This is a genomic window from Streptomyces roseochromogenus subsp. oscitans DS 12.976 (genome assembly GCF_000497445.1).
In the GTDB taxonomy this organism is placed as follows: Bacteria; Actinomycetota; Actinomycetes; order Streptomycetales; family Streptomycetaceae; genus Streptomyces; species Streptomyces oscitans.
The window spans coordinates 7,084,700-7,096,530 of the sequence record NZ_CM002285.1 but is presented as its reverse complement, the minus strand read 5'-3'; the positions used below and the strand labels follow the sequence as shown (position 1 = coordinate 7,096,530).

Genomic DNA, 11,831 nt, shown 5'->3' with positions numbered 1-11,831 from the left:
CGGCCACCGCGCCGACCTCCCCGACCGCCACCCAGGCGACCGACGAGGGCGCCTACGTCACCCCGCTGGTGCGCAAGCTCGCCGCCGAGAACGGCGTCGACCTGGCCACCGTCAAGGGCACCGGCGTCGGCGGCCGTATCCGCAAGCAGGACGTCATCGCCGCCGCCGAGGCCGCGAAGGCCGCCGCCGCTGCTCCGGCTCCGGCCGCCGCCGCCGCTCCGGCCGCCGCCAAGAAGGCCCCGGCGCTGGAGGTCTCCCCCCTCCGCGGCCAGACCGTCAAGATGCCCCGCATCCGCAAGGTCATCGGCGACAACATGGTCAAGGCGCTGCACGAGCAGGCCCAGCTGTCGTCGGTCGTCGAGGTCGACGTCACCCGGCTGATGAAGCTGCGTGCCCAGGCGAAGGACTCCTTCGCGGCCCGTGAGGGCGTCAAGCTCTCCCCGATGCCGTTCTTCGTCAAGGCCGCCGCGCAGGCGCTGAAGGCCCACCCGGTCATCAACGCCAAGATCAACGAGGCCGAGGGCACGATCACCTACTTCGCCTCCGAGAACATCGGTATCGCGGTGGACTCCGAGAAGGGCCTGATGACCCCGGTCATCAAGCACGCCGGCGACCTCAACATCGCGGGCATCGCCAAAGCCACGGCGGAGCTGGCCGGCAAGGTCCGCGCCAACAAGATCACCCCGGACGAGCTGTCCGGCGCGACCTTCACCATCTCCAACACCGGTTCGCGCGGCGCCCTGTTCGACACGATCATCGTGCCGCCGGGCCAGGTCGCGATCCTCGGCATCGGTGCCACGGTCAAGCGTCCGGCCGTCATCGAGACCGAGGAGGGCACGGTCATCGGCGTCCGCGACATGACCTACCTGACCCTCTCCTACGACCACCGCCTGGTCGACGGCGCCGACGCGGCCCGTTACCTGACGGCGGTCAAGGCGATCCTGGAGGCGGGCGAGTTCGAGGTCGAACTCGGCCTGTAATCGCCGCCCTGCTGCAACACGTCGGTGCCCTTGCCCGGAACTTCCGGGCAAGGGCACCGACGTTTAGGGGCGCGGGGCTGTATCTGATATGCGGCTCCGCCGTGTGGGCGCGACCAGCCGCATACGGGCCCGCACCCGCCCGAACGCGGACGGGGCCGGGCCACTGGGCGCCCCGGCCCAGTCACCGGAGGTGTGCGCCTCGTCTCACCTGCGCAAAAGCACCCCCACGTGCCCCACCCACGGAGCGAACCCGCCGTATTGTCTAAACGTCAGCCCTCCCTAAGGAGCCTCCATGACCGCGCCCGTCGTCCACTCGCTGCGCGAACAGATCCGCGAGCACATCGTGGAGGGAATCGTCAGCGGGCGCTGGCAGCCGGGTGAGCGCATCGTGGAGCGTCGTATCGCCACCGAGCTGGAGGTCAGCCAGACCCCGGTCCGCGAGGCCCTGCGCGAGCTGGAGTCCCTCCGCCTGATCGAGTCCGCGCCGAACAAGGGCGTGCGGGTACGGAGCCTGACCGCGGCCGACCTGGAGGAGAGCTACCCGGTCCGGGCCGGGCTGGAAGCCATCGCGGCGGAGCTGGCGGCCGACCGTCTCGCCGAGGACTGCTCGGCCCTGGAACCGCACGTCCTGGCCCTGTACGAGGCCGACCGCGAGGCCGACGGCACCGCCCAGGTCCGCCACACCGTCGGCTTCCACCGCGAACTCGTGCGCGCCGCGCACAACTCGGTGCTCCTGCACACCTGGGAGGGGCTCGGCATCGAGGTCTTCACGGCACTGTCCATCCGCTGGCTGGGCACGGTCCAGCAGTCGTACGCGGAGGAGCACGAGGAACTGGTGGCCGCTTTCAAGCGCCGGGACCCCCGCATCGCGGAGATCGTGAAGGCCCATGTGCTGGGCTGCGCCCCGCGCCCCTAGTGCACCACCCCTGGTGCCACCACCCCTTGTGCCCCCTGGAGCACCGGAGCGGAGTCTCGCTCAAACGTGGCTCGACCTGCGAAAACATGCCCAAGAACCGACACTCGGTGCCCCATTCAAAGGCACCCCGTGCCTACTTTCTCGTAATCGAGAAGTTTTGCCCTCAACCCTTTGATCGATCATCGATCAGGGAGTTAAAGTCGCCGACGGACTTCCACCGAAGTCCAGCCCTGTCCTGCCAAAGACCTAGGGCACCCCCGAACCCTTACCGATGAGGGAACCCCCTTCGACTGAGGAAGGCGGCGACATGACCGACCCCAACGCCATCCAGCCGAGCGCGCTCGACCAGCTCCCCGACCGCGACCCGGAGGAGACCGCCGAATGGCAGGCCTCCCTCGACGCCGTCGCCCGGGAGGCCGGGCCGCACCGCGCCGCGTACCTGATGCGGCGCACGCTGGAGCGCGCCGAGGCGGGCGGCATCGCGCTGCCGAAGCTCCTCGAGACCGACTACGTCAACACCATCCCCACCTCCGCCGAGCCGGGCCTGCCCGGTGACCCGGAGATGGAGGCCCGGATCACCGCATGGAACCGCTGGAACGCGGCCGCGATGGTGACCCGTGGCTCGAAACACGGCGTCGGCGGCCACATCGCCACCTTCGCCTCCGCCGCCTGGCTGTACGAGACCGGCTTCAACCACTTCTTCAAGGGCAAGGAGGGCGACGGCTCCGGCGACCAGCTGTACATCCAGGGCCACGCCTCCCCCGGTGTCTACGCCCGTGCCTTCCTCGACGGCCGGCTGAACGAGCACCACCTGGACAACTTCCGCCAGGAGGCCGGCGGCAACGGCCTGCCGTCGTACCCGCACCCGCGCCGTCTGCCCTGGCTGTGGGAGTTCCCGACGGTGTCGATGGGCCTCGGCCCGCTCTCCGCCATCTACCAGGCGCGCTTCAACCGCTACCTCACCAACCGCGGCATCAAGGACGTCTCGTCCTCGCACGTGTGGGCGTTCCTCGGCGACGGCGAGATGGACGAGCCGGAGTCGACGGCCGCGCTCGCGCTGGCCTCCCGCGAGGGCCTGGACAACCTGACCTTCGTCATCAACTGCAACCTGCAGCGCCTCGACGGCCCGGTGCGCGCCAACTTCAAGATCGTGCAGGAGCTGGAGGCCCAGTTCCGCGGCGCCGGCTGGAACGTCGTCAAGACCCTGTGGGGTTCGGCGTGGGACGAGCTGTTCGCCCTGGACACGACCGGTGCCCTGGTACGACGGCTGCGCGAGGTACCGGACGCGCAGATCCAGACGTACCAGACCCGTGACGCCGCCTACATCCGCGCGGACTTCTTCGGCAAGGACCCGGCGCTCGCCGAGATGGCGAAGCTGCTGAGCGACGACAAGATCCTGGAGTGCTTCCACCTCTCCCGCGGTGGACACGAGGCCCGCAAGGTCTACGCCGCGTACAAGGCCGCCGTCGAGCACAAGGGCGCGCCGACCGTGATCCTTGCCCAGACGGTCAAGGGCCACACCCTCGGCGACGGCTTCGCGTCGAAGAACGCCAACCACCAGATGAAGAAGCTGACGGTGGACGAGTTCAAGACGATGCGTGATCTCCTTGAACTCCCCATCTCCGACAGCCAGTTCATCGACGGCGTGGTGCCCTACGGCCACCCGGGCGCCGACTCCCCCGAGGTCCGCTACCTCCAGGAGCGCCGCGCGGCCCTCGGCGGCCCGGCCCCCGCCCGTCGTACGCACGCCCTCGCTCCTCTCCCCGCCCCCGCCGAGAAGACCTTCGCCTCCTTCGACAAGGGCTCCGGCTCGCAGAACGTGGCCACCACGATGGCCTTCGTCCGCCTGGTCAAGGACCTGGTCCGCGACAAGGAGACAGGCAAGCGCTGGGTGCCGATCGTGCCGGACGAGGCCCGGACCTTCGGCATGGAATCGCTCTTCCCCTCCCTCGGGATCTACTCGCCCAAGGGCCAGACGTACGAGCCGGTCGACCGCGACCAGCTGATGTACTACAAGGAGGCCAAGAACGGCCAGATCCTCAACGAGGGGATCACCGAGGCCGGTTCGATGGCCGACTTCATCGCCGCGTCCACCGCGTACGCGACGCACGGCGAGGCGATGATCCCCTTCTACATCTTCTACTCGATGTTCGGCTGGCAGCGCACGGCCGACCAGATGTGGCAGCTCGGCGACCAGCTCGGCCGCGGCTTCCTCGTCGGCGCGACGGCGGGCCGTACGACCCTGACGGGCGAGGGCCTCCAGCACGCCGACGGCCACTCCCCGGTCATCGCCGCGACCAACCCGGCCGCGCTGACGTACGACCCCGCGTTCGCCTACGAGATCGCGGTGATCGTCCGTGAGGGTCTGCGCCGGATGTACGGCGAGGCCAAGCCGGGCGAGGACCAGAACGTCTTCTACTACCTGACGGTCTACAACGAGCCGCTGCCGCAGCCCGCCAAGCCGCAGGGCCTCGGCATCGACGAGGGCATCGTCAAGGGCCTGTACCGCTTCAGCACGGCGGAGTCCGCGGGGGTGAACGTGGCGGCGGCCAACGCCCCGCGCATCCAGCTGCTCGGCTCCGGTACGGCGATCCACTGGGCCGTGGAGGCGCAGAAGCTGCTCGCCGAGGAGTGGGGCGTGGCCGCCGACGTGTGGTCCGCGACCTCCTGGTCGGAGCTGCGCCGGGACGCGATGGAGGCCGACGCGGCCCTGCTGCGCGGCGAGGAGCGCGTGCCGTACGTCCGCCAGGCGCTGCAGGGCGCCGAGGGCCCGGTCCTCGCGGTCTCCGACTACATGCGCCAGGTCCCGGACCAGATCGCGCAGTGGGTCGAGCAGGACTACTCCTCCCTGGGCGCCGACGGCTTCGGTCTGTCGGACACCCGTGAGGCCGCCCGCCGCCACTTCGGCGTCGACGCCCAGTCGATCGTCGTCGCGGCCCTGGCCCAGCTCGCCAAGCGCGGCGAGGTGAAGGCCACGGCGGTCAAGGAGGCCCGGGAGAAGTACGGGCTGTAAGAGCCGACGTGACCGAGCGCCGTTGCAGCGGATGGAGGATGGCGACGTCCTCTGTCCGCCGCTCGGCGTTTCGTGCAGTTCGGTCAGCCGGCGCAGGATGCCGACACGCTTTTCGACCAGTCCGCCGGCCGCGGTGAATCCGCTGCCGGCGATGATCTCGGCCACGGTGTCGCGCAGTCCGCTCAGCGCGCCGTTCGAGAGGATCCGGTCGGCCTTGTCCGCCGGCTCCCGGTGCTGCTCGGCGGCGCGCGCGGCCTCCCCGCGCAGCGCCCGGGCGTCTTCGCGGGCGGGTTCGGCCAGTGGGGCGCCTCACCCTCGGCAGCGGTCCGCCCCTTCCCCGCTCCCCAGGTGCCCCGAGCCCAGGAGATCGCCGCCGGGCCGGCAGGCTTCGTGGCAGGCTGGCCGTATGCGTGCGGCCCGGCTCATCAAGATGGTGCTCCTCCTGCAGTCCCGGCCCTCCATGACCGCCGCCGAACTCGCGCGGGAGCTGGAGGTGTCGGAGCGGACGGTCACCCGAGACGCGCAGGCACTGTCGGAGGCGGGGGTGCCGGTGTACGCGGACCGGGGGCGGTCCGGCGGATACCGGCTGGTCGGCGGGTACCGGACGCGGCTGACGGGCCTGGCCAGGAGCGAGGCGGAGGCGTTGTTCCTGAGCGGGGTGCCGGGGGCGCTCAGGGAGATGGGCCTGGCGGACGCCGCATCCGCGGCCCGGCTGAAGGTCTCCGCGGCGCTGCTGCCCTCGCTGCGGGACGCTCCGGACAGCGCCGCCCAGCGGTTCCATCTGGACGCGCCGGCCTGGTTCCAGGAGCCGGAGACACCCGCGCTGCTGCCGGTGGTCGCGGAGGCGGTGTGGGACGACCGCCGGGTCACCGCCCGGTACCGGCGGGGCGAGGATGAGGTGGAGCGGCTGCTGGAGCCGTACGGGCTCGTGCTGAAGGCGGGCGTCTGGTATCTGTGCGCGCGGGTGGCGGACGGGGGCTCCCCGGGGGACGACTCCTCCGGGAGGCACCGGACCTACCGGACCTACCGGATCGACCGGTTCAGCGCCGTGGATCCTCTGGAGGAACGGTTCGCCCGTGATCCGGAGTTCGGCCTGCCCGGCTACTGGGCCGAGCAGGCCGAGCGGTTCGCGCGCTCGATCCTGCGCGCCGAGGTCGTCGTACGGCTGTCACCGCTGGGCGTGCGCCGGCTGCGCTACGCCGTCGAGCCGGTGGCCGCGCGTGCGGCGCTGAGCGGGCCGGGCGATCCGGACGGAGCGGGCTGGGTGACGGTGACGCTGCCGGTGGAGTCCGAGGAGGTCGCGTACACGCAGCTGACGGCGCTCGGGGCGGAGGCCGAGGTGCTGGCCCCGCGGAGCCTGCGGGAGCGGCTGGCGGCGGACGCGGTCCGGCTGGCGGCGCTCTACGGCCGTACCGGCGCGGGATAACGATCCGCCTTACTCCACGTGCGTCCCACGGGTGGAGGCCCGATGCTGGTGCCGTGATGGACGAGACGGAGTTCTGGGAGCTGATCGACGCCGCCCGCGAGAGTGCCGAGGGCGACCCGGAGGAACAGGCCGACGTGCTCGTGGACCGGCTGCTCCAGATGGACCCCGAGCTGGTCCTGGACTTCGCCCGTCACTTCGAGGCCCGTTACAACCGCGCCTACCGCTGGGACCTGTGGGGCGCCGCCTGGGTGTTGCTGGACGGGGCCAGCGACGACGCGTTCGACTTCTTCCGCTGCTGGCTGATCGGCCAGGGCCGGGAGGTCTACGAGGGCGCCGTGCACGAGCCGGACTCGCTGGCCGAGCTGCTGGGCGAGTTCGACGAGGAGATCGACGGCGACGGCGAGGAGCTGGGCTATGCGGCGGACGAGGCCTACGAGCAGCTGACCGGCACCGTCGCACCGGACCTGGGCATCGCCCCGGCGCCCGCCGAGCCCGAGGGCACGCCGTTGGACTTCGAGAACGAGCGGGCCCTCGCCGAACGGTTTCCGCGGCTGTGGGACCGCTTCCGGGAGTAGCCGGCCCCGGCTCAGCCGGCCGTGCGCCCGCGGGTGGCGTCGGCCGGCAGCCAGGCCTCGCTCTGGTCGGTCCGCACCGCGTGATGCAGCGGCGCGGCGTTGGCCTGGTCGAGGGCGGACGCGGTGGCCGCGGCGGGGCCGAGGACGACGGTGGCGGCCGCGCAGAGCGCCGCCCAGGGACCGCGCGCGGTCGGTGCCCGGCGGATCCGGGTCCGCTCCGTGGTCCCGGCGTGCGTACGAGTGCTGTTCATGATCCCCACCTCCGTGATCACCTCTGGTCGGCTGGTGACGTCCCCGACCGTACGGCGCGGGGCTCGGAGAAGGCTGCGTGGCGCCTAGGGGGTTCCTGTGAGCGGCGCGGGAGCCGTCCGGCCCGGGAGAACGGGGGCGACCGGGCCCGGGTGAGCGGGGGCGGTCCAGCCCGGATAAGCGGGGCCGGCCCGGCCCGGAAGAACCGGAATGATCCGGCTGGGCACAGCCGGGGTGGTGCGGCCCTGGAGACGGGCGGCCTGTTCCCTGATCTCGGGGAGGCGGGCGGTGAGGGCGGCGCCGGGACAGTTGGTCATGAAGCCGTCCTTGTGGCCGGCCAGGGCGGGCAGGGTGACGGAGGCGCCGACCTTGAAACGGCTGAGGCTGTTGCTGGAGACCAGGCGGACGCTCGTGCGCGGGTCGATGTCGGCGAGGCCGAGCTTCCAGGCGGCCAGGGCGGCGATCGCGTCGGTCATGGCCTTGGGCACGGGGACCCCGGCGGTGAAGGTGCCGATCGCGGCGATACCGGCGGTGCGGTGGTTGAAGCCCATGGTGTGGGCGCCGATGACGGCCCGCTCGGCGCCTCCGGCGCGGCCTTCGTAGATGGTGCCGCAGCGGTCGACCAGAAAGTTGTAGCCGATGTCGTCCCAGCGGCGGTCACCGATCTGGCCGGCGTACAGGTGACGGATGATCTTCGGTACGTCGGCGCAGTCGTAGCCGCCCGGCGAGTCGGTGTGGTGGAGGAAGACGGCGACCACCTTGTCGTCGTAGCGCGGGGGCGGCTGGGTGCGTCCGGTGGTGCCCAGCCAGACGGAGCGGGGCACGATGTGCGGCCGGGCGGCGCGGTGGCCAGCCGGGGCGCGGGCCGGGACCGGCTCGTCCCCGTCGAGGCCGGCCACAGCGGTGTGCTCGACGCCACGGGCGCTCAGGGCGAGCGCGACGACCGCCACCAGGCCGGGCAGACAGCCGAGCAGCACCAGCAGGGGACCGGGTATGCGCCGGCGGAACCGGCTCCATGTCCCCGGCGCACCCGGCGTGCGCGGTGTCTCCGGCGGCTCCGGCGTCCGCGGGGTCCCCGGCAGCTCCGGTATGCCCGGGGGATCGGGTGGCTCGGGTGGCTCAGATGGCTTCGGTCTCTCCGCCGGCCCCGGTGGCTCCGATCTCTCTGTCGGCCCCGGCGGCTCCGGCGTCTCGGTCTGCGGTGTCCCCGGCGTCGGCCGGGTTCCGGATGTGTCGGTCCCCGGTGTCCCCGATATGTGCGGGCTCCCGGGCTTCTCCAGTGTTCTTCGGAGGGCGAACATGATCCCACTCTCTGGCCGCCGGGCCCCGCCCGCGATGTGCGCTGTGCCACCTGGCGGAACCATCGTCCCGGTCCGGAACGTTTCTGGGGGTACACACATACGTGGCCGGTTCGCCGCCCGGTGGCCGTTCTCGCGTGTGGGTGGGTGACTGATCACCGGGCCCGTCCCGTCCGTACTGAGGGGTCCGAGAGAAAGGCGGCTCCGTGGACCTGCTCGACCTGGTGCTTGTGCTGGTGATCCTCGTCTACGCGGCGTCCGGTTACCGGCGCGGCCTGGTGGCCGGCTGTGTCTCGCTGGCCGGGTTCGTCGGCGGCGCCGTCGTCGGTGTGTGGGTGCTGCCCTGGGTGACCGGCCTGGCGGAGCGCGGCACGGCCCAGGCGACAGTGCTCGCGGTGGTGACGGTCCTGGTGCCGGCCGTGGTGGGGCACGAGCTGGCGGGCCGGCTGGCGCTGCGGCTGCGCGGGGAGCTGGACCGGGGCCCGCTGCGGGTCGTGGACGGGATAGGGGGCGCGGCGGCGAACTCGATCGCCGTGCTGATCGTGGCCTGGGTGGCGGCGAGCGTGCTGGGCGCGGCCCCGTCCCAGACGCTGGGGGCGGCGATACGGAACTCGACGCTGCTGGGCGCGGTGCAGCAGGCGATGCCGGACACCACGCCCGCGTGGTTCTCGCGAGCCACGTCGGCGCTGACCGAAGCCGGTTTCCCGCAGGTCTTCAACCCGTTCGAGAACGAGTCGACGGCCCGGGTGGCCCGCCCCTCCGGCGACAGCGTCACACCGGCGGCGACCAGCGCCGCGAAGCTGAGCACGGTCAAGATCGAGGGCGTGTCGGGCAACGAGGGCCGCGAGGGCAGCGGTTTCGTCTACGCCGCACAGCATGTGATGACCAACGCCCATGTGGTGGCGGGCATCGACCAGCCCAGCGTGCGGGTCGGCGGGGTCGGGGAGTCGTACGAGGCCCGGGTGGTGCTCTTCGACCCCGACCGGGACGTGGCGGTGCTGTATGTGCCGGGCCTGCACGCCCCGGTGCTGCGCTTCGACACGACCGCGGCGCGCGGCGACTCGGCGGTGGTCGCGGGCTATCCGCAGGACGGCGGACTGAACCTCCAGGCGGCGACGGTGGCGAGCCGGGTCCAGGCCACCGGGCAGAACATCTACAACGACGCCACGGTCACCCGGGACATCTACTCGATCCGCTCCACGGTCCGCCCGGGCAACTCCGGCGGCCCGCTGCTGACCACGCGCGGCAAGGTGTTCGGGGTGGTCTTCGCCCGCTCCACCTCGGACGCCGAGACGGGGTATGTGCTGACGGCGGACGAGGTGGCGGGCGACGCACGGCGCGCGGCCATGGCGACGGTGCCGGTGGACACGGGCCAGCTGGTCAGCTCCTAGGGCCCGTCCGTCACAGTGTGCGGCCCATGAGTACGTCGTCGACGTAGGCGCCGTCGAGGAGGAACTCCTCCGGCTGCACGCCCTCGACGGCGAACCCCTCGGACTCGTACAGCGCGCGGGCCGGGGCGTTGTGCCCGAGCACGCGCAGGGTCAGCCGCCGGGCTCCGCGGCTGCGCGCCTCCTCGGCGGCGGCCCGGATCAGCGCGCGCCCGAGGCCCTGCCCGCGTGCCTCGTCGGCGACGGCGAGGCCCTGGATCTGGAGCACGTGTGCGTTCGAGGCGAGCGGGGTGGGGCGGGCGATGCGGATGTAGCCGACGACGCGGCCGTCGGCCTCGGCGACCAGGTAGTCCCCCGGGACGTGCCGCTCGTCGAAGAACGGCCCCTGCGGTGGCGGCGAGACGGCGTGCAGGGTGGACCAGGTGGCGCGGTCGAGGAGGGCGAGTGCCTCCTCGTCCCCGGCGACGGCGACGCGTATGGATGGCTCCGGCATGGCGGTCACCCTACGACGGGTGTCCCCAGCACCTCCTGGGGTTTTGGCGCGGGCATGCTGGAGCCATGGAACGTCTCCGTATCGCGGTGGCCGGCTCGTCCGGGCTCATCGGCAGCGCTCTGGTCAGGTCCCTGACGGCGGACGGGCACGAGGTGGTCCGGCTGGTGCGCCGGGCGGCCGAGGGCCCGGGCGAGGTCTGCTGGGACCCGGCGGGGCGGTCCATCGAAACGACCGCGGCCGGGCTGACCGGCTGCGCCGCGGTGGTCAATCTGGCCGGGGCCGGGATCGGCGACCGGCGCTGGACACCCTCGTACAAGCGGCTGCTGCGGGACAGCCGGGTGCTGGGCACGGCCGCGCTGGCGGAGGCGGTGGCCATGCTGCCGGAGCCGCCGCGGGTCTTCGTCAGCGGCAGCGCGATCGGCATCTACGGCGACACCGGCGACCGGGTCGTGGACGAGCAGGCGCCGCCGGGTGACGGTTTCCTGCCCTCGCTGTGCGTGGAGTGGGAGGAGGCGGCGGCGCCCGCGCAGGAGGCGGGTGTGCGCACGGTGTTCGCGCGTACGGGGCTGGTGGTGGCCCGGGGCGGCGGAGCGTGGGGGCGGCTGTTCCCGCTGTTCCGCGCGGGGCTCGGGGGGCGGCTGGGCGACGGGCGGCAGTACTGGTCGTACATCTCGCTGCACGACGAGGTCGCCGCGCTCCGGTTTCTCATCGACGGCGACACGCTGTCCGGGCCGTTCAACCTCACGGCTCCCGAGCCGCTGACGAACCGTGAGATCACGGCGGCGATGGGGCGCGTGCTGCACCGCCCGGCCCCGTTCGCGGTACCGGCGCCGGTGCTGCGGGCCGTGCTGGGCGAGATGGCCGGGGATGTACTGGGCAGCCAACGGGTGGTGCCGAAACGGCTGTTGGAGTCGGGGTTCCGGTTCGCGTTCCCGGGGATCGAGGAGGCGATCCGGGCGGCCTGACGGACCCGTCCGGGCGGTCTGACGCCCCTCGGCCTCGGCAGCCTGACGGACCCGATCCCGGCGGCCCGACGTACGCCAGGGATGTCCTGCGACCTCCTGCGACCCCTTGTGACCGTATGCGACCTCCATGCGACCGTGCTCTGTCCATGCGCGACTGTTTGTGACCGTTCACAGACCTAACCTCGACCCGAACTCGGGTATCCCTGGAGCCTGTTGGGGGCATGACGTCTCCACCGGCCGCGCAACCACAGGAGGGGCCTCGTGCTTGAGCCCGCGTACCAGGTGGACGTCGTCATCGTGGGAGCCGGAATCGCCGGACTCTCGGCGGCCCATCGGCTGACCAGCGCAGGAATCTCGACCGCAGTCCTCGAGGCGGCCCCGTACGTCGGCGGCCGCATGTCGACGGAGAAGGTCGACGGCTTCCGGCTGGACCGCATCGGACAGCTGCTGTCCACGTCCTACCCCGAACTGCGCACCACCCCGGGCCTGGACTCCCTGATCCTGCGCACCTTCGCGCCCGGCGTCCTG

General features: G+C 72.1%; 11 protein-coding genes. 8 read left to right on the top strand and 3 right to left on the bottom strand.

Annotated features, from left to right (window positions below; translation table 11 throughout):
* From sucB to M878_RS80310, 5 genes are all read left to right on the top strand, one after another.
* A partial coding sequence (sucB, locus tag M878_RS80330) for a 2-oxoglutarate dehydrogenase, E2 component, dihydrolipoamide succinyltransferase (RefSeq protein ID WP_023551329.1) occupies positions 1-980 on the top strand: 980 nt, incomplete at its 5' end.
* A gap of 292 nt (positions 981-1,272) precedes the next feature.
* Positions 1,273-1,896, top strand: coding sequence for a GntR family transcriptional regulator (locus M878_RS80325; protein ID WP_023551328.1), 624 nt, complete (start codon positions 1,273-1,275; stop codon positions 1,894-1,896).
* Between the two features lie 307 nt (positions 1,897-2,203).
* Entirely contained in the window at positions 2,204-4,909 is a 2,706-nt protein-coding gene (gene aceE / locus M878_RS80320) for a pyruvate dehydrogenase (acetyl-transferring), homodimeric type (protein ID WP_023551327.1), read from the top strand.
* Between the two features lie 406 nt (positions 4,910-5,315).
* Positions 5,316-6,335, top strand: coding sequence for a helix-turn-helix transcriptional regulator (locus M878_RS80315; protein WP_023551326.1), 1,020 nt, complete (start codon positions 5,316-5,318; stop codon positions 6,333-6,335).
* Positions 6,336-6,391: 56 nt separating this feature from the next.
* Positions 6,392-6,910, top strand: a complete 519-nt coding sequence (locus M878_RS80310; RefSeq protein WP_023551325.1) for a DUF4240 domain-containing protein — start codon at positions 6,392-6,394, stop codon at positions 6,908-6,910.
* A gap of 11 nt (positions 6,911-6,921) precedes the next feature.
* On the opposite strand, the gene M878_RS80305 is transcribed toward M878_RS80310, so the two are convergent.
* Together M878_RS80305 and M878_RS95105 are read right to left on the bottom strand one after the other, a co-directional pair.
* Positions 6,922-7,161 (bottom strand): hypothetical protein, encoded by a 240-nt coding sequence (locus M878_RS80305; RefSeq protein ID WP_031226326.1) that lies wholly within the window; start codon positions 7,159-7,161, stop codon positions 6,922-6,924.
* Positions 7,162-7,245: 84 nt separating this feature from the next.
* Positions 7,246-8,136 carry a peptidoglycan recognition protein family protein gene (locus tag M878_RS95105; RefSeq protein ID WP_023551323.1) on the bottom strand — a complete coding sequence of 297 codons (891 nt, stop codon included), beginning with the start codon at positions 8,134-8,136 and terminating at the stop codon, positions 7,246-7,248.
* A gap of 527 nt (positions 8,137-8,663) precedes the next feature.
* Between M878_RS95105 and M878_RS80300 the strand changes: the two genes are divergently transcribed.
* Positions 8,664-9,848 (top strand): MarP family serine protease, encoded by a 1,185-nt coding sequence (locus tag M878_RS80300; protein WP_023551322.1) that lies wholly within the window; start codon positions 8,664-8,666, stop codon positions 9,846-9,848.
* 10 nt (positions 9,849-9,858) lie between these two features.
* On the opposite strand, the gene M878_RS80295 is transcribed toward M878_RS80300, so the two are convergent.
* Positions 9,859-10,338, bottom strand: coding sequence for a GNAT family N-acetyltransferase (locus M878_RS80295; protein ID WP_023551321.1), 480 nt, complete (start codon positions 10,336-10,338; stop codon positions 9,859-9,861).
* Between the two features lie 65 nt (positions 10,339-10,403).
* Between M878_RS80295 and M878_RS80290 the strand changes: the two genes are divergently transcribed.
* The gene (locus tag M878_RS80290; RefSeq protein ID WP_023551320.1) at positions 10,404-11,303 is read left to right on the top strand and encodes a TIGR01777 family oxidoreductase; all 900 of its coding nucleotides are present in this window, start codon (positions 10,404-10,406) and stop codon (positions 11,301-11,303) included.
* 261 nt (positions 11,304-11,564) lie between these two features.
* The coding region (locus tag M878_RS49375; protein ID WP_031226324.1) for an FAD-dependent oxidoreductase at positions 11,565-11,831 on the top strand (267 nt) is incomplete at its 3' end.

Excerpts from the sequence above, each read along its gene's own strand:
- M878_RS80325 (WP_023551328.1), top strand. The coding sequence starts at position 1,273 with ATGACCGCGCCCGTCGTCCACTCGCTGCGCGAACAGATCCGCGAGCAC.
- aceE (WP_023551327.1), top strand. The coding sequence starts at position 2,204 with ATGACCGACCCCAACGCCATCCAGCCGAGCGCGCTCGACCAGCTCCCC.
- M878_RS80315 (WP_023551326.1), top strand. The coding sequence starts at position 5,316 with ATGCGTGCGGCCCGGCTCATCAAGATGGTGCTCCTCCTGCAGTCCCGG.
- M878_RS80310 (WP_023551325.1), top strand. The coding sequence starts at position 6,392 with ATGGACGAGACGGAGTTCTGGGAGCTGATCGACGCCGCCCGCGAGAGT.
- M878_RS80305 (WP_031226326.1), bottom strand. The coding sequence starts at position 7,161 with ATGAACAGCACTCGTACGCACGCCGGGACCACGGAGCGGACCCGGATC.
- M878_RS80295 (WP_023551321.1), bottom strand. The coding sequence starts at position 10,338 with ATGCCGGAGCCATCCATACGCGTCGCCGTCGCCGGGGACGAGGAGGCA.
- M878_RS80290 (WP_023551320.1), top strand. The coding sequence starts at position 10,404 with ATGGAACGTCTCCGTATCGCGGTGGCCGGCTCGTCCGGGCTCATCGGC.